Source organism: Massilia sp. (assembly GCF_031995545.1).
Classification (GTDB): Bacteria; Pseudomonadota; Gammaproteobacteria; order Burkholderiales; family Burkholderiaceae_D; genus Telluria.
Genome location: NZ_DAMAGA010000023.1, coordinates 64,980 through 87,188 on the forward strand (window position 1 = coordinate 64,980; position 22,209 = coordinate 87,188).

A 22,209-nucleotide genomic window follows, 5' to 3' on the forward strand; every position below is an offset into this window, starting at 1 on the left:
GATCAGCTCAGGCAGGATATTGCCCAATGTCTTGTTAGCCGGGCTGCGCTACTGTCGTCAAGGGTTGGACGGCAAGGCGCAGCCCCATCGCTTTCAGGATGGCCGACAAGCTGCTTAGCCCCGGATTGCCTTTCGGCGACAAGGTCCGGTAGAGCTGTGTCGGATTCAGATGGGCCTGCTCTGCCACGGCCTGCACGCCACCGAACGCCTGGGCCAGTTGGCGCAGGACGATCAGCAGTTCGGCTTGCGTGCCGTCTTCCAGAATGCCATTAATGACTTCGAGCGCGAAGGCCGGATCGCTACGGTATAGCTCGGCCATTGCTTCGTCATGGGATCTGCTTCTCATTGGTCGGTTCTCCGCTGCCAGTCTTGCCAGTAATCCACCGCACGATCAATGTCGGCGCTCTGTGTCCGTTTGTCACCCGCGCACAGCAGCAGCACGATGCGCTGGCCATGCAGGGCGTAGTAGACCCGGTAGCCTGCGCCGATGTCGATGCGTAGTTCCCAGACTCCATCGCGGCAGAACTTGTGATCGCCAAAGTTCCCCAATTCGATACGCGCCACGCGCCGGACAACAGCAACCTTTGCCTGTGTATCGCGACAGCGCTGCAGCCATTCGAGATAGGGATCCTTGTGGCTGCCGGGGATCAGGTAATGTTCGATACGATAGGCACTCATTTTCGTTTATTGACGAATCATCGTCAAGCGAGGATGTGGCTGCCGATGATCTTGGTGCCGCGAGTTCGCGGTACGCTTGTGCGCCGTCAGAGGCAGTCGATTCACCGTCAAACCCAGCGTATGGAATGAAAAAGCCCCTGCCGGCTTACGCTGGCAGGGGCTTTTTCGCGTCCGCGAAAAATGCGTGGGCTTAGCGCTTGACCGCTTCCACCTGGATCGCCAGCTTCACTTCCGGCGAGAAGTTCGGCAGGCCGAAGCTGATGCCGAAGTCGTCGCGCTTGAAGGTGCCGCTGACGTCGGCGCCGCAGGCTTCTTTTTTCAGCATCGGGTGCATGATGCACTTGAACTTGTCGATCTTCAGGGTCAGCGGCTTGGTCACGCCGTGCAGGGTCAGCTGGCCGTCGACCGAGGTCGGCACGTCGCCGGTGTAGTTGAACTTGGTCGACTTGAAGGTCGCGGTCGGGTACTTGGCGGCGTCGAAGATGTCCGGCTTCTTGGCGTGCTCGTTCATCTTGTCGTGACCGAAGTCGATGCTGTTGATGTCGACGGTGATGTCGAGCGAGCCGGTCTTGGCTTCGCGGTCGATGGTCACGCTGCCGCTAGACTTGTTGAACTTGCCGCGCCAGACCGACAGGCCCATGTGGTCGGCTTCGAAGCTCGGGTAGGTGTGGTTCGGTTCGATGTCGTAGGTGACCGGTGCGGCGAAGGCGGTGCTGGCGGCCAGGGCGGCTGCGGCCGCGATCATGTGCTTGATTTTCATAGTGCTATCCCTGTTGAGGTAATGGGGTGATGGTGGAACGCTTACGGTGCTGCGGTGATGCGGAACTTGATGACGACTTCATCGGCGACCATGCTAGTGTCCTTCCATTCGCCTTCGCCGATATTGAAGGCCAGGCGCTTGATCGGCAGCTGGCCTTCGAACACTTGCTTGCCGCCTTCGGCCTTGACCGTCAGCGGGAAGGTGACGTTCGCGCTCTTGCCTTTGAGCGTGAGCTTGCCCGACACGTTCAGCTTGCCGGCGCCGGCCGGGGCGATGGCGGTCGAGACGAAGCTGGCTTTCGGGAACTGGGCCGAGTTGAACCATTCCTTCTTGGCCACTTCCTTGTTGTACATGGCGTCGCCGATGTCGAAGCTGGCGGTGTTGATCTCGACGCTGGCCTTCGAGGCGGCCGGTTTGGCGGCGTCGTAGTCGATCTGCGCCGTGAAGCTGCGGAAGGGCGCCTCGACCGGCACGTTCATCTGCTTGAACACGGCCGCCACGCTGCTGTGGGCGGCGTCGGTCTTGAGCGGGGCGGCGCCGGCGCCGGCGGCGATGGCGAGCAGGCCCGCCAGCAGCAGGGACTTGATCGGTTTCATGGATTCTCCTTGGGAGTGGAAATGGGAAGCATGCGCTGCATGACGCCGTCGCGGTCGATCAGCAGGTGCTTGAAGGCGGCCAGCACATGCAGGCCGACCAGGGCGGCGAGCAGCATGTTGAGCCAGTAATGGACGCCGAGCAGCACCGGCTTGAGGGCCGGATCCGGGCCCATCAGTGACGGCAGCTCGAACAGGCCGAAATACACGATCGGGAAACCGGCGGCCAGGCTGTAGAAATAGCCGGACAGCGGCACCGCGAACATCAGGATGTACAGCAGCCAGTGCAGGCCATGGGCGGCGCCGCGCTGCCAGGCCGGCATCTCGTCGGCGTACTGCGGCGGATGGTTCGCCAGGCGCCACAGCAGGCGCAGCGTGGCCAGCAGCAGTACCGTCACGCCGGCCCACTTGTGCCAGTTGTAGTAGCGCAGTTTGGTCGGGGTAATGCCGGGGATGTCGGTCATCACCAGGCCGAGCGTGAAAGTCCCGATGATCGCGATGGCGATCAGCCAGTGCAGCACGATCGCGGGAAGCGTATAGCGGCGCATGATTGTATTTAGGAAACTTGTACGAGTTAGAACTAACCGACTATATCAAAAAATCCATCACCGTGCTGCCGAGTGTTTTTTCGCCATCAAACACTAGCATGGAGTTGTAAAACGTGCACCACCCGGCTGGGCCGAATGTAGAATCGGCGCATGAGCGCATTTATCAAATCAAGCCGGCGCGGCACGCTCGGCGCCCGCAACAAGTTGGCGGTGCTGGCTGCCGGCCTGTCCCTGCCCCTGGCGGCGCTGGCCGGCGGCCCGCTGCTGCAGGCGCAGACGATGCAGCAAGACCTGGCCGACCTCTCGATCGAGGAGCTGGCCAACATCCAAGTTACTTCGGTGTCCAAGCGGCCCGAGCGCTTGCAGGACGCGCCGGCGTCGGTGTTCGTCATCGGCGCCGAAGAGATCCGGCGTTCCGGCGCCGATACCCTGCCCGAAGCCCTGCGCCTGGCGCCGAATCTGCACGTGGCGCGCATCAACGGCTATGGCTATTCGATCAGTGCGCGCGGCCTGAACAGCGGCGGCAGCGTGCTGTCCAACAAGCTGCTGGTGCTGATTGACGGCCGCCCGGTGTACACGCCGCTGTTCTCGGGTGTGTTCTGGGATGCGCAGGACGTGGTGCTGGAAGACATCGAGCGCATCGAAGTGGTCAGCGGGCCGGGCGGGGTGCTGTGGGGCTTGAATGCGGTCAATGGCGTCATTAACATCATCACCCGCTCGGCCAAGGATACGCAGAGCGGCATGCTGGCAATGCACGGCGCCAACGACGGCAGCACCGGCGCCGCCTTCCGCCAGGGCGGTACCACCGACAGTGGGGTGGCCTGGCGCGCGTTCGGCAAATACGGCCGCCGCAACGACAGTGACAATGAGGGCGGCGGGCGTGTCGACGACCGCTGGCGCCGTTCCTTCGCCGGGGTGCGCGCCGACTGGGAGCAGGGCGGCGATCAGTTCACGCTGCTGGGCAATGTTTATCAGGGACGCATGGACCAGCCGGCGCCGGGAGAAATTGCCACGCCGGGCGGCCCCAGCGCGTTCGGCCGGGTGCGCTCGGATGGCGCCAATCTCAGCCTGCGCTGGCAGCGCGCGCTGGACGGCGGTGGCGCGCTCGCGGCCCAGGCCTACCTGGACCACACGCGGCGCGAGGCGCCGCCGCTGTATGGCGAACGCCTGACCACGGTCGACCTGCAATTGCAGCACACGCTGCCGGGCCACGGCCGCCATGCCATCGTCTGGGGCGCCAATGCGCGCGTCAGCCGCGACCGGGTCGACAACAGCCCCTTCGTCGCCTTCCTCCCGGCCGACACTACCCAGCGCTGGGCCAGCCTGTTCGTACAGGACGAGATCGCGCTGCGCGAAGACTGGCGCCTGATCCTGGGCGGGCGCGCCGAATACAACCACTACACCGGCGTCGAGTGGCTGCCCAGCGCGCGCCTGTCGTGGCGCCTGTCGCCGCAGCACGCCCTGTGGGCTTCGGCCGCACGCACGGTGCGCGCGCCGGCGCGGCTCGACGTCGACGCCTGGGTGCCGGGCCAGCCGCCGTATATCCTGCGCGGCGGGCCGCAGGTGCGCAGCGAAGTGGCGCGCGTGGTCGAGCTCGGCTACCGGGGACAGCCGGCGGCGGCGCTGTCATATTCGGTCACGCTGTTCCACCACGACTACGACCATTTGCGCACCGACGAGTTCGATCCGACCCGCAGCTACCTGGTGTTCGGCAGCCTGATGGAAGGCAGCGCCAGCGGCATCGAAGCCTGGGGCAACTGGCAGCCGCTGCCGCGCTGGCGCCTGTCGGCCGGATTGACTGCGCTGCACCAGCGTTTGTCGCTCAAGCCGGGCAGCAGCGATCCGGACGGCGCGCAGGCGTCACGCCGCGATCCGTCGCATACCTGGCAGCTGCGCTCGAGCTACAACATCGATGATGGACGCGAAGTCGATGTCACGGTGCGCAGGGTGGGGGAGATGCCGGCATCCGGCGTGCCGTCGTACACGGCAGTCGATGCGCGCTTCGGGTGGCGCGTGCGGCCGGGAGTGATGCTGTCGGTGTTCGGGGAGAACCTGACCGGTGGGCATACGGAGTTTGGTACCGAGGTATACCAGGCCTACTTCGACCGCAGGGTGGGGGTAAAGCTGAGGTGGGATTATTAGTAGGGTCGGCGGCATAGCCGCCAACCCTACGCATGGCGTTTCAAGGCAACGCCATGCGTCGCATCAGATATCCGCAGCCAGCTTCGCCGCCAGACCCGTATAGTTCGCCGGCGTCATCGCCAGCATCAGCTCTTTCGCTTCCTGCGGCACCGCCAGCGTGCCGATGAACTCGCGCAGCGCTTCACGGGTGATGCCTTTGCCGCGGGTCAGTTCTTTCAGCTGCTCGTACGGGTTCTCGACGCCATAGCGGCGCATCACGGTCTGCACCGGCTCGGCCAGCACTTCCCAGTTGGCGTCCAGGTCCTGCTCCAGGCGCGCCGCATTGACTTCCAGCTTGTTCAGACCGCGCAGGCAGCTGTCGTAGGCCAGCAGGGCGTAGCCGAAGCCGACGCCGATATTGCGCAGCACGGTCGAGTCGGTCAGGTCGCGCTGCATGCGCGACACCGGCAGTTTATCGGCCATGTGGCGCAGCACCGAATTGGCCAGGCCCAGGTTGCCTTCCGAGTTCTCGAAGTCGATCGGGTTGACCTTGTGCGGCATGGTCGACGAACCGATTTCGCCGGCCTTCAGCTTCTGCTTGAAGTAGCCCAGCGAGACGTAGGTCCAGATGTCGCGGTTCAGGTCGAGCAGGATGGTGTTGGTGCGCGCGATGGCGTCGAACATCTCGGCCATGTAGTCGTGCGGTTCGATCTGGATGGTGTACGGGTTGAAGGTCAGGCCCAGGCGCTGTTCGATCACGTTCTTCGAGAAAGTCGGCCAGTCGAATTCGGGATAGGCCGACAGGTGGGCGTTGTAGTTGCCCACGGCGCCGTTCATCTTGCCCAGGATTTCGACGTCGGCGATGCGCTTGACGGCGCGTTGCAGGCGCGCGACCACGTTGGCGAATTCCTTGCCCAGGGTGGTCGGGCTGGCGGTCTGGCCGTGGGTGCGCGACAGCATTGGCAGCGCGGCGTTGGTGTGGGCGATCTCGGTCAGCTTGGCGATGATGGCCTGCAGTGCCGGCAGCAGCACGCCGTCGCGCGCGGCCTTGAGCATCATGCCGTGCGAAGTGTTGTTGATGTCTTCCGAGGTGCAGGCGAAGTGAATGAATTCGCTCGCGGCGACCAGTTCCGGCACGTCCTTGACCTGCTCCTTGAGCCAGTACTCGACCGCTTTCACGTCATGGTTGGTGACCGCTTCGATTTCCTTGATGCGCGCCGCGTGCTGTTCACCGAACTCGGCCGCCATGCGTTCGAGGTGAGCGTTCGCTTCGCTCGAAAATGGCTTGATTTCGGCAAAGCCGGCCTGCGACAGCGCCTGCAGCCACGCGATCTCGACCTTCACGCGGTGGTGCATGAAGCCGGTCTCGGACAGGATCGGGCGCAGCTTGTCGGTTTTCGACGCGTAGCGGCCGTCGAGCGGGGACAGGGCCGAGAGGGTAGGGGAGATTGCAGGAGAGGTCATGGCGAGCGGTCCGGGCAAAAACGCGGATTTTACCACTGGCCGGGCCACGCTTCTTGCGTAATTCCTGGCGTAACAGGCCGGCGCGGACCTCGCCCATGGGGGCGGTATCAGGATTTGCAAGCGGCCCCGATGTTATACTAGGCGTTGATTCATTATTCCGACCTTCCATGAAACTCATCGGTTCTTCCGCCAGCCCCTACGTCCGCAAGGTCCGCGTCGTGATGGCGGATAAAAAGCTCGACTACGCTTTTGTCCTCGAAAACGTCTGGGCCGCCGACACCACGATCCAGCAAACCAACCCGCTCGGCAAAGTGCCTTGCCTGGTGATGGAAGACGGCAGCACGCTCTACGATTCGCGCGTGATCGCCGAATACCTCGACATCCTGACGCCGGTGTGCAAACTGCTGCCGCCGAACGGCCGCGACCGCGCCGAAGTCAAGATGTGGGAAGCGCTGGCCGACGGCGTGCTCGACGCCGCGGTGCTGGTGCGCCTGGAGCAGACCCTGCGCCCGCAGGAGCAGCAAAGCCAGGAGTGGATCGAGCGTCAATGGAGCAAGGTCCACGCCGGCCTGCGCACCATGTCCGAGCAGCTGGGCGAAAACGCCTTCTGCACCGGCATCCACTACACGCTGGCCGACGTCGCGGTCGGCTGCGCGCTGGGCTGGATCGCGTTCCGCTTCCCGCACATCGACTGGCGCACCGACTACCCGAACCTGGCGCGCCTGTTCGACAAGCTGTCCGAACGGCAGTCGTTCAAGGACACCGTCCCCTACGTCGCATGAGCGGCGCCGGCGCCACGCTGACCTCCCTGCCGGCGACCACGGTCGTCTTCGGCGAGGCGCTGGTCGACGATTTCGCCAGCGAGCAGATCGTCGGTGGCGCGCCGTTCAACGTGGCGCGCCACCTGGCCGCCTTCATGGCGCCGCAACTGATGATCACCCGCGTCGGCGCCGACCGCGCCGGCAGCCTGGTGCGCGCCGAGTTCGAACGCTTCGCGATGAGCGAAGCCGGGCTGCAGGTCGATCCGATCGAAGAGACCGGCCGCGTGCTGGTCGAGCGTGGCGCCAAGGGGCACCGCTTCACCATCCTGCCGAACCAGGCCTACGACTTCATCGACCGCGCCCAGGCGACGGCGGCGCTGGCGGCAGTCCAGCCAGGCCTGGTCTACTTCGGCACCCTGGCGCAGCGCCACGAGCGTTCGCGCGAAGCTTTGACGGCGCTCTTGGAAGCGAGCCACGCGCAGCGCTTCCTCGACCTCAACCTGCGCGACGGCCAAGTCGACGAACGGCGCGTTACGCGCTCGCTGCAGGCGGCGAATATCGTCAAGGTCAACGAAGAAGAGTTGCAGGTGCTGTTCGGCTGGTACTTCCAGATCAAGCCGGAAGACCCGGCGCCGGCAGCCGAGCAGGTGCACGCCTCGTGCCAGGCCTTGTTGCGCATGTTCTCGCTCGACGCGCTGATCGTCACGCTGGGGCACCGCGGCTCGGTGTACTTCGGCGGCGACGGCCAGGTACTGACCCAGCGCGACACGCCGGCGCCGCCGTTCGTGATCGATACGGTGGGGGCGGGCGACGCGTTCGCGGCGATTTTCCTGCTGGGGAAGGTGCGCGGCTGGCCACTGGAACTGGCGCTGACGCGGGCCAACGAGTTCGCCGGGGCGATCTGTGCGATGCCGGGCGCGGTGCCGGGGGATATGGGATTCTACGACAAGTGGATGGCGCGCTGGCGCTGAGCGCTGAGACTTCGGGCTTGAAACCCGATATTTGAAACTTGAAGCCGGGATGCATGGCGCACCCCGGCGCATGACCGGCAGCGCAAGGCCGCCGGCCATCAACCGCATCAAGCCGAGATCTGGCTCTGCAGGTAGTTCTGGATGCCGACCTTGACGATCAGGTCGAGCTGGGTCTCGAGCCACTCGATGTGCTCTTCGGTGTCTTCCAGGATCATCAGGAACAGGTCGCGCGACACGTAGTCGGCGGCTGCTTCCGACGCCGCGATGCCTTCCTTGACCGTCACTTGCGCAGCGCGCTCGAGCTTCAGGTCGCATTCCAGCATTTCCTGGGTCGATTCACCGATCATCAGCTTGTGCAGCGCCTGCAGGTTCGGCAGCGCGTCCAGCATCAGGATGCGGTCGATCAGCTTGTCGGCGTGCTTCATCTCGCCGATCGATTCTTCGTATTCCTTCTTGGCGATCTTTTCCAGACCCCAGTGGCGGTACATGCGCGCGTGCAGGAAGTACTGGTTGATTGCGGTGAGTTCGTTGGTCAGCTGTGCGTTCAGCAGACGGATGACGTTTGGATCGCCCTTCATTGGAGTGCCCTTGGTAATTTTCGAATGGGCTCAATGATAGCAAACATGCCGGGCGATCGCCGGTGAAAAGCGGAGAAAAATCGGGGAAAAATGGCAGAAAAATGCCGTAAAACGACAAAAACAGCGATGAATAAAAACGCTTCTCAGTTCATCGTGATAACGCTTCTCACTACCTAGTGGAACGCTTCTCGTTACCAGAAACAGGCAACGAAACGGTGACGGCAGGGCGCCGTCTGCAACCCATCAGGCCGCGACCGGGGTACGGCGCAGTTCGGTAATGGTGGTCTTGCTGTCGATATGCTCGTGCAGCACTTCGCGTGCATAACTGACGCAGGTACCGCACATGGTGCCAACGCCGAGTTCCTTGCGCAGTCCGGCGATCGAGGTGATGCCGAGGTCGACCGCCTGGCGGATTTCACGGTCGGAGATGTTGTTGCAGACGCAGACGATCATTTCTGATGAACCCTTGCTGTTTACACTACAAAATGCGAATCATTCTCATTTGCGTTGCTATTTTCTGTAAACCCAGCCGCAAAAGCAAGCGGATTTCAGCAATCGTGTGCACTTTTTTGATGCCCCATGCATGGTTCAAGCGAGAGGATGACAAGCTGTAAATAGAAATAATTCGCATTTAGGTTTATCATGTGGGAATCTGTCTCATCAACGCTACACGCTTCACCAGTCCTCACTTCCGGAAGCCGCCATGACCCAAGCCCCCTCCCTGACCACCCTCGACTCGCTGAAGGCGGGCCAGAGTGCCACCGTGATTCACCTGGCGCCGCATGCGCAGCAGGGCGGCATCGACGTCCAGCGTCGCCTGATGGAGCTCGGCTTCGTGCCGGGCGAACGTATCCGCGTACTGAAACGCGTGCTGGGCGGCCCGCTGGCGGTCAAGGTCGGCGAATCGACCTTCGCGCTGCGCCGCTTCGAGGCGGCCCTGGTCTCGATCAAGCCGGAATAAGCAATGGGAGTCATGGAACAACAAGCGCCGGCGCAGGCAGCGGCGCGCACGCCTCTGGTCGCACTGCTGGGTAACCCGAACTGCGGCAAGACCGCGCTCTTCAACCGCCTCACCGGTTCGCGCCAGAAGGTCGCCAACTACGCCGGCGTGACCATCGAGCGCAAGGAAGGCAGCTTCACGTCGCCGGGCGGACGCCCGTTCCGCGTGCTGGATCTGCCGGGCGCCTACAGCCTGAATGCCCAGACCCCGGACGAAGGCATCACGCGTGACGTGGTGGCCGGCCTGCGCGCGGGCGAGGCCCCGCCGGAAGCGATCCTGTGCGTGGTCAACGCCACCAATCTGCGACTGAACCTGCGCCTGGTGCTCGAACTGCGCCGCCTCGGCCTGCCGATGGTGCTGGCCCTGAACATGGTCGACGTTGCAAAAAAACGCGGCATCCGGATCGATACCGCCAAACTGGCGCAGGAACTGGGCATGCCGGTGGTCGAGACGGTCGCGATCCAGCCGGGCGGCGAGCAGGCCCTGCTGGCCGAACTCGACCGCATGGACTTCGGCAACCCGGTCAAGGCCAAACCATTGGCCGCGATCGACGAAGTGCCGGTCGAGGAAACCCAGCGCGAAGTGCGCCGCATCCTGGGCGTGGCCGTGTCCACCTCGAGCGACACCGGCAATCTGACCGAGAAGATCGACAACGTGGTGCTGCACCCGGTGGCCGGCCCGCTGCTGCTGGCGGCACTGATGTTCGTGATCTTCCAGGCCGTGTTCAGCTGGGGCGACACGCCGATCGAACTGATCGAGTCCGGCATGGGCGCGCTCGGCGAGATGGTCGGCTCGTGGCTGGGCGAGGGTATCCTGCACAGCCTGATCGTGGACGGCATCATCGCCGGCGTCGGCGGCGTGCTGGTGTTCCTGCCGCAGATCCTGATCCTGTTCTTCTTCATCCTGCTGCTGGAAGACGTCGGCTACCTGCCGCGCGCGGCCTTCCTGCTGGACCGCATCATGGGCAGCGTCGGCCTGTCGGGCCGCGCCTTCCTGCCGCTCTTGTCCTCGTTCGCCTGCGCGATTCCGGGCGTGATGGCGGCGCGCACTATCCAGAACCCGCGCGACCGCCTGGTGACGATCATGATCGCGCCCCTGATGACGTGTTCGGCGCGGCTGCCGGTGTATGCGCTGCTGATCGCGGCCTTCATTCCGGAGCGTTCGGTCGGCATCTTCAACCTGCAGGGCCTGGTGCTGTTCGTGCTGTACCTGGCCGGCATCCTGTCGGCGATGGCGGTGGCCTGGTTCATGAAGCGCCGCAGCGAATACAAGCAGCAGGCGCTGATGCTCGAGCTGCCGGCCTACCACTGGCCGCAGCCGCGCGCGCTGGCCTCGGGCCTGCTGGAACGCGCCAAGATCTTCCTGATGCGGGTCGGTACCCTGATCCTGTCGATGATCGTGCTGCTCTGGCTGCTGTCGAGCTTCCCGGGTGCGCCGGAAGGCGCCACCAATCCGCCGATCTATTACAGCGTGGCCGGCATGATCGGACGCGCGCTGGAAGTGATCCTGGCGCCGATCGGCTTCAACTGGCAGATCGCAATCGCGCTGGTGCCGGGCATGGCCGCGCGCGAAGTGGCGGTCGGCGCACTGGGCACCGTGTACGCGCTGTCGGGCGGCGACAACGTCGGCGACACGCTGGCGCCGCTGATCGCGCAATCGTGGTCGCTGGCCACCGGCCTGGCGCTGCTGGCCTGGTACGTCTACGCGCCGCACTGCCTGCCGACCCTGGCGACGGTGGCGCGCGAGACCGGCAGCCGCAAGTACGCCTGGATCATGGCCGGCTACATGTTCGGCCTGGCCTACGCCGCCGCCTTCATCGTGTACCGCGTCACCCTGGCCATCACCGGAGCCTAGATATGCAGGAACTCGCCGTTGCCATCATCGTTGCTCTCGCCGCGCTGTACCTGGGCGCGAAATACATGCCGGCCGGCCTGCGCGCGCGCCTGGTGCAGCAGCTGACGCGCGATGGCAAGCGCTCCAAGCTGGCCACCTGGCTGGGCGGGCAGAGCGGCGGCGCCTGCGGTGGCGGCAGCTGCGGCACCGGCTGCGCATCGACCAGCACCCCGACCTCGCCGACCAAGCACCGCGTGATCAAGCTGCACCAGCGTTAAAGTCTGTCCGCCAGCGCCGCGCTCAAGCGCTGCGCGTCGTAGGGCGCGTGCACCTTGATGTCGTTGTCGAAGTAGCAGTAGACATCGCGCGCCTTTCGCTTCGGCGGCGCCTTGCCTGACACCAGCTGCGCATCCTGCGGCTGTCCTCCACGGCGCCAGGCATCGATCCTGTCGGCCCAGCGTGCGATGGCCTCGTCATCGTAACCGCTCGCATACAGTTCCTTGTCGCCGTGCAGGCGCACGTAGATGAAATCCGCGGTCACGTCCTCGATCTGCGGCCAGCGCCCGGCCGTATCGGCCACCACCAAAGCCACCTTGTATTTCCTCAGCAGCGCGATGAAGGCCGGATTGCGGAAGCTCTCGTGGCGGACCTCGACCGCGTGGCGCATCGGGCGCTTCGGCCCCGCATCCAGCGACACCCGTCCCTCCATCCTTTCCTCATAGCCGCGCGCCAGCGCCAGCGCCGCGTCGGTGTCGTGCGGCAGCAGGCGCAGGAAGGCCTCGAAACGCTCCGGCTCGAAGGCGAAGTTGGGCGGGAACTGCCACAGGAAGGGGCCGAGCTTGTCGCGCAGTTCGAACACGCCCGACGCCAGCACATTGGCCAGCGGCTTGTCGACGTCACGCAGGCGCAGCATGTGGGTCAGGAAGCGGTTGCCCTTGACCGCGAATACGAAGCCGGGCGGCGTGGCCGCGTACCAGGCGGCGTAGCTGGTAGGCCGCTGCAGCGAATAAAACGAGCCGTTGATCTCGATGCTGGGCAGCTGGCTCGCGGCGTAGTCGAGTTCACGCGCCTGGGCCAGGCCGGGCGGATAGAACTTGCCGCGCCACGGCGCGTAGCGCCAGCCGGAGATGCCGATGTAGGTTGCGCCGATGGTGGAAGCACTCATGCGGCCACGATACGCCGCGCACCCGGCCGCGGCAGTGCGCTGGCGCACCCAGCTCTGGCCGGTGGGTCCCTTTTGGCAAAGCCGCAACAATGCTAAGCTAGCGTCCATTGCCATCTACCGTCCATCACCATCGCCATGATCGTCGTCCATCACCTGAACAATTCGCGCTCGCAGCGCATCCTGTGGCTGCTCGAAGAGCTGGGACTGGAATACGAAATCAAGCATTACCAGCGCGATCCGAAGACCATGCTGGCCCCGCCCGAACTCAAGGCCGTGCACCCGCTCGGCAAGTCGCCGGTAGTCAAGGACGGCGACACCGTGGTGGCCGAATCCGGCGCCATCGTCGAATACCTGGTCGAGCGCTACGGCGCCGGACGCTTCGTGCCGGCCGTTGGCACCCCGGCGCGCCTGCGCTATACCCACTTCCTGCACTACGCCGAAGGTTCGGCAATGCCGCCGCTGCTCATGAAGCTGGTGTTCGACAAGATCGAGAACAGCCCGCTGCCGTTTTTTGTGAAGCCGATCGCGCGCGGCATCGCGCAGAAGGTCAAGGGCAGCTTCGTGCTGCCGCAGATCGCGCTGCACCTGGGCTACCTGGAAGGCGAGCTGGCCAAGCACCCCTGGTTCACCGGCGAGGAATTCACCGCCGCCGACATCCAGCTCAGCTTCCCGCTGGAAGCGGCCGCCGCGCGCGGCGGGCTGGATGCCAAGTATCCGAACCTGTCGGACTTCCTCAAGCGTATCCATGCGCGCCCGGCCTATGGGCGCGCGCTGGAACGCGGCGGCAAATACGAGATCGGCAAGGCATAAAAGGAGTAGACCGTAGCATGGCCAAGCTGCTCGCCATCGACGGCCTGAACATCGTGCGCCGCGTGTACGAGGCCAGTCCCGAACCGGACTCGGACCTGAAGGCCGGCATCGCGCTGCGCCACGCGTTCTCGTCGTTTCGCAACGTGCTCGAAACGCATGCGCCGACCCACGTGCTGGCCGCCTTTGATTACGGCGGCGAGACCTGGCGCCACGCGCTGTACCCACGCTACCGCGAGGGCCGGGCGGCGATGCCGGCCGAGCTGCGCGCGGCGCTGCCCGAGTTCCACGAGCGCCTGCGCGGCGCCGGCCTGCACGTGTTGAGCATTCCCGGCGTCGAAGCCGACGACGTGATCGCCACCGGCGTCATGCGCTGGCTGTCCGAGGGGCGCGGCGACGCCGTCGTCGCCACCACCGATAAGGACCTGCATCCGCTGATCGCGCACGGCGCGCTGGTGTGGGACCACTTCAAGAACGAGTGGCACGACGACGCCTGGGTACGCAACCGTTTCGGCGTGGCGCCGGAACGGCTGCACGACCTGCTGGCGCTGATGGGCGACCCGACCGACGGCGTGCCGGGCGTGTCGAAGATCGGCATGAAGACCGCGGCGCGCCTGCTCAATGCCTACGGCGACCTGGACGCGGTGGTGGCGGGCGCCGGCATCCTCAAGACCCCGCTGGGGGAGAGGCTGCGCGCCGAGCGTGAGATACTCGAGGTATCGCGCTGCCTGGTCTCGCTCAAGCTCGACGTGCGCCTGGGCGTGACCTGGAATATGCTGGCCTATGAATCACATTAGAACAAACGTCGCGCAGACGCTCACGAAGGGATGAACAAACGATGCTCAAGGCAGTAATCGTGGATGCAAACGCGGTCTCGCGTTCGATGCTGGGCACCGTGCTGACGGACGGCAGCTACGACGTGGTGGGCGCGGCCCATACCAGCCAGTCGGCCTACGCGCTGGCGCTCAAGCACCACCCGCACGTGATCTGCATCGCGCGCGAGCAGGTCGAAGATGGCAGCAACGTGGTCGAGCAGCTGCGCGCCGAACTGCCCAAGACGCTGATCTTCATGGTCTCGGGTACGCTCGACGCGGCGGCGGTGCAGGCGGCTGTGGCGCGCGGCGTGCACGGCTTCATCGTCAAGCCGTTCAAGGCCGATACCGTACTCAAGACGATCCGCAATACCGTGATCGCCTTCGTCAAGAAACAACAGCAGACTGCGGCCAAGCCGGACTGACTGTCCTCGATCGGCCTGCCAGGCCGTTCGTCCCCGATGCTGAAACGGATCGTGCCGCCAGCGCCTAGCGATGCTCAGGCGCGGCGCCGGATCTCGTCGCTGGCGATCGCCGCCAGCTCGCGCAGCGCGCGCAGCTCGCGTTCGCGCAGGCGCCGCGGTTCGCTATCGAGCACGCACAGGGCGCCGAGCGCCAGTCCATTTGCGTCGCGCAGGGGAAAGCCGGCATAGAAGCGGATGTGCGGCGCGCCGGTCACCAGCGGGTTGTCGGCGAAGCGCGGGTCATCATGCGCGTCCTCTACCACGAACAGTTTTTCCTGCATGATCGTGTGATTGCAGAAGGCCTGGGCGCGCGGCGTTTCGCGTTCGTGCATGCCGATGCGCGACTTGAACCACTGGCGCTGCGCCGACAGCAGCGTGAGCAGTGCCATCGGGCATTCGGTGGCATGGGTCGCCAGCCAGGTCAGCCGGTCGAACACCTGCTCGGACGGGGTATCGAGCAGCCCGGTCATGCTCAAGGCGGCCAGCCGGCGCGCCTCGTCGGCGCCGACTGGATAGTCCGGCTCGAACTCCGGCAGGAACTCCCCTTGCGGCTCGGGCACGGGGCCGGGCGCGGCGCCGCTCTGCTGTGCCAGCAGCTGCTTGACGGCGCTCAGGTGGACGCGCCGGTGACCGCCAGGCGTCTTCCATGCCGGCAGGGCGCCGCCTTCCATCCATGCCTGCGCGGTGCTGACGGCGACTCCAAGAAGATGGGCGGCTTCGCGCGTGGTCAGGATAGGATCGTTGTCAGGACTTGTTTTCATGGAGCGCTTATGTGGCTTGGGTCACATAATTTTACACGAAGCAACTAAAAATGACGAATTTGACGATAGAATTGGAGATTATTGTTGACTTTAAGTTTTTTATTGGCAACAATGCGTTCTATTCCATCAATTTCGTCAATTCGCGCGCGTGTGCGTGCCAGCGCCTTAGCCCATGAATTCACCGACCGAACTTTCGCTTATCGCTGCGTTGCCCCAGGAGGCGGCGCGTCTGGACGCCTTGCGCCGCCTGGAGCTGCTGGACACGCCGCCGAGCGAAGCGTTCGACCGCATCACGCGCATGGCAGCCCAGCTGTTCAACCTGCCGATCGCCGCGATCTCATTGACCGACAGCCACCGCCAGTGGTTCAAGTCCAAGGTGGGTGTCGAGCACGACACGATCCCGCGTATCAAGGCGCCGTGCGCGATGGTGGCCGATAGCGGCGAGATGCTGGTGGTGCCCGACCTGCTCGAGCATGGCTACCTGCATGACAGCGGCCTGGCGCAGGGCGGTGTCCGTTTCTACGCCGGCGCGCCGCTGGTGACCAGCGAAGGCTATTGCCTGGGTGCGATGTGCGTGCTGGGCACCGAGCCGCGCCATGTCACGGGGCAGGAAGCCCAGACGCTCAAGGACCTGGCCACCATGGTCATGTCGCAGATCGAACTGCAATATGCGCTGGGCCGGGTCGATCCGGTCAGCGGGCTGCCCAACCGTAACCAGTTCATCATCGACTTCAGCGACATCGAATTGTCCGAGCCGGCCGGCGACCAGCGCCTGGCGGCCCTGGTCAGCCTGGCCAGTCCGCAGCAGATCAGCGATGCGCACCGCGTGATGGGCTCGGGCTACGTCGACGAGATGGTGCGCGACGCGGTGCCGCAGCTGCGCCTGGCCGGCGCCGGCAAGGTCTACCAGGTGGCGACCGCCCAGTTCGCCTTCATCGCGCCGCGCGGGGTCGCGCTCGATACCTTCCGCGCGCAGATGCAGTCGTGGCTGGACGCGCGCGCCGGCTATGGCCAGGCGCGCTTCATGACCACTACCACGGTCGGCATCGCCCCGTTCACGGTGGGCCAGACCGAAGGCCTGGACCTGCTGCGCAACATGCACAGCGCAGCCCACGATGCCCTGGCGGCCGAGCACAGCGTGCGCGTGTTCTCGACCGAGCATGACGAGATCCTGCAGCGCCGCTTCTGGCTGGTGAACGCCTTCGGCGCGGCGCTGGACAGCCCGGACCAGTTGCACCTGGTGTTCCAGCCCAAGGTATCGCTGCAGGGCGGCGGCTGCGCCGGTGTCGAGGCGCTGCTGCGCTGGACCCATCCCGAGAAGGGCTTCATCTCGCCTGGCGAATTCATTCCCGTGATCGAAACCACCTCGCTGGCGCGCGCCACCACCGAATGGGTGCTGGAGGCGGCGCTGCGCCAGATCGTGGCCTGGCGCCGCGACGGCCTGCAGCCGTTGCGGGTGGCGGTGAATGTGTCGGCGGTGAACCTGGAAGAAGCCGATTTCTGCGAGCGCGTGCTGGCCATGCTGGCGCGCCATGGCCTGGGACCGGAATGCCTGGCGATCGAACTGACCGAGAGTGCCCTGATGCGCAATCCAAAGATGGCGCAGGCCACGCTGGAGCGCCTGGGCCGCGCCGGGATCCAGCTGGCGATCGACGATTTCGGCACCGGCTACAGCAGCCTGTCGTATCTGCAAAGCCTGCCGGCCAACGTGGTCAAGATCGACCAGAGCTTCATGCGCGACATCGTCCAGGACGAGCGCCGCCGCGCGCTGGTGCAGACCATGATCAAGCTGTCGCACGACTTGGGGCACAAGGTGGTGGCCGAAGGAGTGGAGACGATAGAGGTGGAAGACATCCTGCGCGCGGCGGGGTGCGATGAAGTGCAGGGATATCTGCATGCGCGGCCGCTGGGGGCCGGGGCGCTGGTGGAGTGGCTGGCAAAGCGGCCTTGAGCCACCAACCCTCGAGCCGTCATCCCTGCTAGTGGCGGATGACGGTTTTCAGCTTATCGTAAAAAATCAGCCGCCCGAGCGGGCATCGATGATGCCGCCGCCCAGGCACACATCGCCGTCATACAGCACGGCCGACTGCCCCGGCGTCACTGCCCATTGCGGGTCGGTGAAATCGAGCGCAAAGCGATCCAGCCCGTCGGCCTGCACGCGGCATGCCACGTCCGCCTGGCGATAACGGGTCTTGGCCGACAGCGCGCGCGCATCCGGCGCCACGCCGGCGACCCAGCTGGCCTGCCCGGCTTCGAGCCGGTTCGACAGCAGCCATGGATGATCATGCCCCTGCACGATGTACAGCGTGTTGGCCTCGATGTCCTTGCGCGCCACGAACCACGGCTCGCCCGTGCCGTCCGGGTTCTTGCGCGACTTCAGCCCGCCGATGCCGATGCCCTTGCGCTGGCCCAGCGTGTAGAACGACAGGCCGACGTGCTCGCCCACGACGGTGCCGTCGTCGAGCCTGATCGGACCCGGTTTATACGACAGGTAGCGGTTCAAAAAGTCGCGGAACGGGCGCTCGCCGATGAAGCAGATGCCGGTCGAATCCTTCTTCGCCGCGTTCGGCAGCTGCAGCTTCTCGGCGATCTTGCGCACCTCGGTCTTCGGGATCTCGCCCAGTGGGAACAGCGACTTCGAGAGCTGCGCCTGGTTCAGGCGGTGCAGGAAGTAACTCTGGTCCTTGGTGGCGTCGAAGGCCTTGAGCAGCTCGAAGCTGCCGCTGTTCGTGTTCTGGCGCACGCGCGCATAGTGGCCGGTCGCGATCAGGTCGGCGCCCAGTTTCATGGCGTGGTCGAGGAAGGCCTTGAACTTGATCTCGGCGTTGCACAGCACGTCCGGATTCGGGGTGCGGCCGGCCTGGTATTCGCGCAGGAATTCGGCGAACACGCGGTCCTTGTATTCGGAGGCGAAGTTGACGGCTTCGATGTCGACGCCGACCACGTCGGCCACGCTGGCCGCGTCGATCCAGTCCTGGCGCGTCGAGCAGTATTCGGAGTCGTCGTCGTCTTCCCAGTTCTTCATGAACAGGCCGACCACGTCGTAGCCCTGTTCCTTCAGCATCCATGCCGCGACCGACGAGTCGACGCCGCCCGACATCCCGATCACGACTTTTTTCTTGCTCATGTTGCTTCCGTTGCTTGAATCTTATATTCCGCCTTCGAATACCGAAGGATGGGTGTGCAGCAGCGCCAGCGGCGTGCTCTGGCCGGCCAGGTAGTCGTCCACGCACTTGAGCACGATCGGGCTGCGGTGGCGGTCGGCGGTGGCGGCGATTTCGTCGCGCGTCATCCACAGCGTACGCAGGATGCCTTCGTCCAGCGGCTGGTCGAACTTGCGGCCCACGCTGCCGCAGAAGGTGAAGCGCAGGTAGGTGACGTCGGCGTTGCGCGACTTGGAGTGGTAGCGCGACATGTACATGCCCACCAGCGCGCGCGGGATGAACTCGTGTGCGGTCTCTTCCAGCGCCTCGCGCACGACCGCCTGTTCCAGCGATTCGTGCGGGTCGAGGTGGCCGGCCGGCTGGTTCAGCTTCACACCCTCGCTCGTTTCCTCCTCGATCAGCAGGAAACGGCCTTCGTGCTCGATGATGGCGGCCACGGTAACCGATGGTTTGAAGATGTCGCTCATGCCTGTCCTTGAAAATGAGCCGGTATTCTACCTCGGCCCGGCCCTGGTCTGCTCAGCCATGCCTGTCCCGTGACGCTTGCCTGACGTTAATTGAGCTTGATCTGTCGCAAAAAAGATGACATCAGTACGGTAATCCCTGTTCCGGCTCAGCACAATGGCAAATTCGCCAATTGAAATTTATGTTTCGACAAGTGTTGTAAAGACGTGCTAGATTGGCTGGGCTGTTATCCGACAATGCCGTCCAAGCTGTGGAGGAATCCATGAGGATAGGAATACCGGTCGAGACAAGGCCGGGCGAGACCCGCGTTGCAGCAACTCCCGAAACCGTCAAGAAGTTGGCGGCGCGCCACGAAGTGCTGGTCGAAAGCGGCGCTGGCCTGCGCGCCGCCGCGCCGGACGAGGCCTACCAGGCCGCCGGCGCCGCCATCGTCGATGCCTCGGCCGTCTTCGGCGCCGACATGGTGCTCAAGGTACGCCCGCCCGATCTAGAGGAACGTGCGCGCATGCGCGCCGGGACGATCCTGGTCGGCATGCTCGACCCGTTCGACGCCGAAGGCGTGCAGGCGCTGGCCCAGGCCCGGCTCACCGCCTTCGCGCTGGAAGCGGCGCCGCGCATCACCCGTGCGCAGTCGCTCGACGTGCTGTCGTCGCAGGCCAACATCGCCGGCTACAAGGCGGTGCTGCTGGCGGCCAATACCTACGGACGCTTCATGCCGATGCTGATGACGGCGGCCGGTACGGTCAAGGCGGCGCGGGTGCTGATCATGGGCGTCGGCGTGGCCGGGCTGCAGGCGATCGCCACCGCCAAGCGCCTGGGCGCGGTGATCGAGGCTTCCGACGTGCGCCCGCCGGTGAAGGAACAGGTGGAGTCGCTCGGCGCCAAGTTCATCGACGTGCCGTATGTCACCGACGAAGAACGCGAGATCGCCCAGGGCAGCGGCGGCTATGCGCGCCCGATGCCGGCCGACTGGATGCGGCGCCAGGCCGCGCTGGTGCACGAACGCGCGAAGCTGGCCGACATCGTGATCACCACCGCCTTGATCCCGGGGCGGCGCGCGCCGACCCTGATCGGCGAGGAGACGGTGCAGGCGATGAAGCCCGGCTCGGTGATCGTCGACATGGCGATCGCGCAGGGCGGCAACTGTCCGCTCACCGAGATCGGCAAGACCGTGATCAAGCACGGGGTGCACATCATCGGCGAACCGAACCTGGCGGCGCTGGTGCCGGCCGATGCCTCGGCGCTGTATGCGCGCAACGTGCTCGACTTCCTCAAGCTGGTGTTCGACAAGGACGAGCAGTTCCATATCGACCGCGAGGACGAGATCGTGCGCGCCACGCTGGTGTGCGCCGACGGCGAAGTGCTGCGCGCTTCGTAGAAAACAACACAGAACGACAGGAGACTGGCATGGACATCAGCCACACCATCATCAACCTGATCATCTTCGTGCTGGCGATCTACGTCGGCTACCACGTGGTGTGGACGGTCACGCCCGCGCTGCACACGCCGCTGATGGCGGTGACCAACGCCATCTCGGCGATCGTGATCGTCGGCGCCATGCTTGCCGCGGCGCTCACCGAAGGCCTGACCGGGCAGGTGGCCGGCACGCTGGCGGTGGCGCTGGCGGCGGTGAACGTGTTCGGCGGCTTCCTGGTCACCCAGCGCATGCTCGAGATGTTCCGCAAAAAAGAGCCGAAGGCGGCCAAGCCGGCGGCCCTGGCAGCCGAGGAGAAAAGTGCATGAACATGATCAGCATGAACCTGGTGACGCTGTTCTACCTGGTCGCCTCGGTGTGCTTCATCCAGGCGCTCAAGGGCTTGTCGTCACCGTCCACCGCGCGCATCGGCAACAGCTTCGGCATGGCCGGAATGGCGATCGCGGTCCTGACCACGGCGGCGCTGATCTTCAAGCTGCAGGCCGAGTTCCAGGACGCTGCCGAAGGCGCGCGCGGCGCCGGCTTCCCGCTGGTGCTGCTGGGCGTGATCGTCGGCGGCGCGATCGGCGCCTACGCCGCCAAGAAGGTCGAGATGACCAAGATGCCCGAGCTGGTGGCGGCGATGCACTCGCTGATCGGCCTTGCGGCGGTGTGCATCGCGGTGGCGGCGGTGTCCGAGCCGTGGGCTTTCAATATCGCCACCCGCACCACGCCGCTGCCGTTCGGGAACCGGCTCGAACTGTTCATCGGCACCTTTGTCGGTGCGGTGACCTTCTCCGGTTCGGTGATCGCCTTCGGCAAGCTGTCGGGCAAGTACAAATTCCGCCTGTTCCAGGGCGCGCCGGTACGCTTCGGCGGCCAGCATATCCTGAACCTGGTGCTGGCCATCGCCATCGTGGTGCTGGGCCTGATGTTCTGCTTCGCCGATGGCGTGGCGCCCGCGTGGACGCCGTTCGTGGCGATGGCGCTGCTGGCCTTTGTGCTGGGTGTGTTGATCATCATCCCGATCGGCGGCGCCGACATGCCGGTGGTGGTGTCGATGCTGAACTCGTACTCGGGCTGGGCTGCGGCCGGCATCGGCTTCTCGCTGAACAACGCGATGCTGATCATCGCCGGCTCGCTGGTCGGCTCGAGCGGCGCGATCCTGTCGTACATCATGTGCAAGGCGATGAACCGTTCGTTCTTCAACGTGATCCTGGGCGGCTTCGGCGGCGAGGCCGGCGGGCCGGCGGGCGGGGCGCAGGAGCAGCGTCCGGTCAAGTCGGGGTCGGCCGAGGACGCGGCCTTCATTCTGCAGAATGCCGAGTCGGTGATCATCGTCCCCGGCTACGGCCTGGCGGTGGCGCGTGCCCAGCATACGGTGAAGGAACTGGTCGACAAGCTGACCGAGCACGGCGTCACGGTGCGCTACGCGATCCATCCGGTGGCGGGGCGCATGCCGGGGCACATGAACGTGCTGCTGGCCGAGGCCGAGGTGCCGTATGACCAGGTGGCCGAGATGGAAGATATCAACGGCGAGTTCGGGCAGACCGATGTGGTGCTGGTGCTGGGGGCGAATGACGTGGTCAATCCGGCGGCCAAGGATCCCAAGTCGCCGATTGCCGGCATGCCGATCCTGGAGGCCTATAAGGCACGCAGCATCATCGTCAACAAGCGTTCGATGGCGTCGGGTTACGCGGGACTGGACAACGATCTGTTCTATCAGCCGAACACGATGATGGTGTTCGGTGATGCCAAGAAGGTCATCGAATCGATGCTCAAAGCGGTTGAATGACAGGTAGGGTTGGCGGCTCCGCCGCCGACGCGTTCAACTCCGGCATGCGTCGCCA

Annotated in this window: 25 protein-coding genes; 13 read left to right on the plus strand and 12 right to left on the minus strand. The window is 65.0% G+C overall.

Features of this window, described 5'->3' with window-relative positions; translation table 11 throughout:
* Nucleotides 1-34: 34 nt before the first annotated feature.
* The 5 genes from RTQ83_RS15980 to RTQ83_RS16000 all read right to left on the minus strand — a co-directional run bounded on the left by RTQ83_RS15980 (nt 35) and on the right by RTQ83_RS16000 (nt 2,579).
* Complete coding sequence (locus tag RTQ83_RS15980) at nt 35-346, minus strand: addiction module antidote protein (protein ID WP_312516585.1); 312 nt, start codon at nt 344-346, stop codon at nt 35-37.
* Nucleotides 343-678, minus strand: a complete 336-nt coding sequence (locus tag RTQ83_RS15985; protein WP_312516587.1) for a type II toxin-antitoxin system RelE/ParE family toxin — start codon at nt 676-678, stop codon at nt 343-345. Before RTQ83_RS15985 ends, RTQ83_RS15980 begins: the two co-directional genes overlap by 4 nt.
* A 190-nt stretch (nt 679-868) precedes the next feature.
* Entirely contained in the window at nt 869-1,438 is a 570-nt protein-coding gene (locus RTQ83_RS15990; RefSeq protein ID WP_312516589.1) for a YceI family protein, read from the minus strand.
* A gap of 41 nt (nt 1,439-1,479) precedes the next feature.
* The gene (locus RTQ83_RS15995) at nt 1,480-2,034 is read right to left on the minus strand and encodes a YceI family protein (RefSeq protein ID WP_312516591.1); all 555 of its coding nucleotides are present in this window, start codon (nt 2,032-2,034) and stop codon (nt 1,480-1,482) included.
* On the minus strand, nt 2,031-2,579 hold the full coding sequence (locus tag RTQ83_RS16000) for a cytochrome b (RefSeq protein ID WP_312516593.1): 549 nt from the start codon (nt 2,577-2,579) through the stop codon (nt 2,031-2,033). The genes RTQ83_RS15995 and RTQ83_RS16000 overlap by 4 nt, the downstream gene beginning before the upstream one ends.
* A 150-nt stretch (nt 2,580-2,729) precedes the next feature.
* On the opposite strand from RTQ83_RS16000, the gene RTQ83_RS16005 reads away from it, so the two are divergent.
* Nucleotides 2,730-4,721 (plus strand): TonB-dependent receptor, encoded by a 1,992-nt coding sequence (locus RTQ83_RS16005; protein WP_312516595.1) that lies wholly within the window; start codon nt 2,730-2,732, stop codon nt 4,719-4,721.
* Nucleotides 4,722-4,784: 63 nt separating this feature from the next.
* Here RTQ83_RS16005 and purB read toward each other — a convergent pair whose 3' ends face one another.
* Nucleotides 4,785-6,164 carry an adenylosuccinate lyase gene (gene purB, locus RTQ83_RS16010; protein ID WP_312516597.1) on the minus strand — a complete coding sequence of 460 codons (1,380 nt, stop codon included), beginning with the start codon at nt 6,162-6,164 and terminating at the stop codon, nt 4,785-4,787.
* Nucleotides 6,165-6,331: 167 nt separating this feature from the next.
* Between purB and RTQ83_RS16015 the strand changes: the two genes are divergently transcribed.
* Together RTQ83_RS16015 and RTQ83_RS16020 are read left to right on the plus strand one after the other, a co-directional pair.
* Nucleotides 6,332-6,946 (plus strand): glutathione S-transferase C-terminal domain-containing protein, encoded by a 615-nt coding sequence (locus RTQ83_RS16015; RefSeq protein WP_312516599.1) that lies wholly within the window; start codon nt 6,332-6,334, stop codon nt 6,944-6,946.
* Nucleotides 6,943-7,896, plus strand: coding sequence for a PfkB family carbohydrate kinase (locus RTQ83_RS16020; protein ID WP_312516601.1), 954 nt, complete (start codon nt 6,943-6,945; stop codon nt 7,894-7,896). The genes RTQ83_RS16015 and RTQ83_RS16020 overlap by 4 nt, the downstream gene beginning before the upstream one ends.
* 107 nt (nt 7,897-8,003) lie before the next feature.
* Here RTQ83_RS16020 and bfr read toward each other — a convergent pair whose 3' ends face one another.
* The gene (gene bfr / locus RTQ83_RS16025; protein WP_312516603.1) at nt 8,004-8,474 is read right to left on the minus strand and encodes a bacterioferritin; all 471 of its coding nucleotides are present in this window, start codon (nt 8,472-8,474) and stop codon (nt 8,004-8,006) included.
* Nucleotides 8,475-8,717: 243 nt separating this feature from the next.
* A complete protein-coding gene (locus RTQ83_RS16030) occupies nt 8,718-8,927 on the minus strand; it encodes a (2Fe-2S)-binding protein (RefSeq protein WP_312516605.1) in 210 nt (69 codons plus the stop codon).
* 250 nt (nt 8,928-9,177) lie between these two features.
* On the opposite strand from RTQ83_RS16030, the gene RTQ83_RS16035 reads away from it, so the two are divergent.
* Genes RTQ83_RS16035 through RTQ83_RS16045 form a run of 3 tightly spaced genes read left to right on the plus strand, consistent with a single transcriptional unit; the run spans nt 9,178 to nt 11,585 of the window.
* Complete coding sequence (locus RTQ83_RS16035) at nt 9,178-9,435, plus strand: FeoA family protein (RefSeq protein ID WP_312516607.1); 258 nt, start codon at nt 9,178-9,180, stop codon at nt 9,433-9,435.
* Between the two features lie 3 nt (nt 9,436-9,438).
* Nucleotides 9,439-11,328, plus strand: a complete 1,890-nt coding sequence (locus tag RTQ83_RS16040) for a ferrous iron transporter B (RefSeq protein WP_312516609.1) — start codon at nt 9,439-9,441, stop codon at nt 11,326-11,328.
* A 2-nt stretch (nt 11,329-11,330) separates the two neighbouring features.
* On the plus strand, nt 11,331-11,585 hold the full coding sequence (locus RTQ83_RS16045; RefSeq protein ID WP_312516611.1) for a DUF6587 family protein: 255 nt from the start codon (nt 11,331-11,333) through the stop codon (nt 11,583-11,585).
* Here the strand turns inward: RTQ83_RS16045 and RTQ83_RS16050 are convergent.
* On the minus strand, nt 11,582-12,472 hold the full coding sequence (locus tag RTQ83_RS16050) for a DUF72 domain-containing protein (protein ID WP_312516613.1): 891 nt from the start codon (nt 12,470-12,472) through the stop codon (nt 11,582-11,584). The two genes, RTQ83_RS16045 and RTQ83_RS16050, sit on opposite strands and share 4 nt — an antisense overlap.
* A 135-nt stretch (nt 12,473-12,607) precedes the next feature.
* On the opposite strand from RTQ83_RS16050, the gene RTQ83_RS16055 reads away from it, so the two are divergent.
* Genes RTQ83_RS16055 through RTQ83_RS16065 form a run of 3 tightly spaced genes read left to right on the plus strand, consistent with a single transcriptional unit; the run spans nt 12,608 to nt 14,516 of the window.
* The gene (locus RTQ83_RS16055; protein ID WP_312516615.1) at nt 12,608-13,282 is read left to right on the plus strand and encodes a glutathione S-transferase; all 675 of its coding nucleotides are present in this window, start codon (nt 12,608-12,610) and stop codon (nt 13,280-13,282) included.
* A gap of 17 nt (nt 13,283-13,299) precedes the next feature.
* Nucleotides 13,300-14,076: a 5'-3' exonuclease H3TH domain-containing protein gene (locus tag RTQ83_RS16060; protein WP_312516617.1), complete on the plus strand. Its 777-nt coding sequence runs from the start codon at nt 13,300-13,302 to the stop codon at nt 14,074-14,076.
* A 41-nt stretch (nt 14,077-14,117) separates the two neighbouring features.
* Nucleotides 14,118-14,516 carry a response regulator gene (locus RTQ83_RS16065; RefSeq protein ID WP_312516619.1) on the plus strand — a complete coding sequence of 133 codons (399 nt, stop codon included), beginning with the start codon at nt 14,118-14,120 and terminating at the stop codon, nt 14,514-14,516.
* Between the two features lie 74 nt (nt 14,517-14,590).
* On the opposite strand, the gene RTQ83_RS16070 is transcribed toward RTQ83_RS16065, so the two are convergent.
* Nucleotides 14,591-15,316, minus strand: coding sequence for a GAF domain-containing protein (locus tag RTQ83_RS16070; protein ID WP_312516621.1), 726 nt, complete (start codon nt 15,314-15,316; stop codon nt 14,591-14,593).
* Nucleotides 15,317-15,488: 172 nt separating this feature from the next.
* Here RTQ83_RS16070 and RTQ83_RS16075 point away from each other — a divergent pair, with 172 nt between their 5' ends.
* Complete coding sequence (locus RTQ83_RS16075; RefSeq protein ID WP_312516623.1) at nt 15,489-17,267, plus strand: EAL domain-containing protein; 1,779 nt, start codon at nt 15,489-15,491, stop codon at nt 17,265-17,267.
* Nucleotides 17,268-17,333: 66 nt separating this feature from the next.
* Here RTQ83_RS16075 and mnmA read toward each other — a convergent pair whose 3' ends face one another.
* Both mnmA and RTQ83_RS16085 read right to left on the minus strand, forming a co-directional pair.
* The gene (gene mnmA, locus RTQ83_RS16080) at nt 17,334-18,443 is read right to left on the minus strand and encodes a tRNA 2-thiouridine(34) synthase MnmA (RefSeq protein WP_312516625.1); all 1,110 of its coding nucleotides are present in this window, start codon (nt 18,441-18,443) and stop codon (nt 17,334-17,336) included.
* A 21-nt stretch (nt 18,444-18,464) separates the two neighbouring features.
* Nucleotides 18,465-18,947, minus strand: a complete 483-nt coding sequence (locus tag RTQ83_RS16085; protein WP_290418034.1) for an NUDIX hydrolase — start codon at nt 18,945-18,947, stop codon at nt 18,465-18,467.
* A gap of 260 nt (nt 18,948-19,207) precedes the next feature.
* On the opposite strand from RTQ83_RS16085, the gene RTQ83_RS16090 reads away from it, so the two are divergent.
* Genes RTQ83_RS16090 through RTQ83_RS16100 form a run of 3 tightly spaced genes read left to right on the plus strand, consistent with a single transcriptional unit; the run spans nt 19,208 to nt 22,154 of the window.
* Nucleotides 19,208-20,323, plus strand: a complete 1,116-nt coding sequence (locus RTQ83_RS16090) for a Re/Si-specific NAD(P)(+) transhydrogenase subunit alpha (protein ID WP_312516628.1) — start codon at nt 19,208-19,210, stop codon at nt 20,321-20,323.
* 29 nt (nt 20,324-20,352) lie between these two features.
* Nucleotides 20,353-20,688, plus strand: a complete 336-nt coding sequence (locus tag RTQ83_RS16095; protein ID WP_312516630.1) for an NAD(P) transhydrogenase subunit alpha — start codon at nt 20,353-20,355, stop codon at nt 20,686-20,688.
* A complete protein-coding gene (locus RTQ83_RS16100; RefSeq protein WP_312516632.1) occupies nt 20,685-22,154 on the plus strand; it encodes an NAD(P)(+) transhydrogenase (Re/Si-specific) subunit beta in 1,470 nt (489 codons plus the stop codon). The genes RTQ83_RS16095 and RTQ83_RS16100 overlap by 4 nt, the downstream gene beginning before the upstream one ends.
* Nucleotides 22,155-22,209 lie beyond the last annotated feature (55 nt).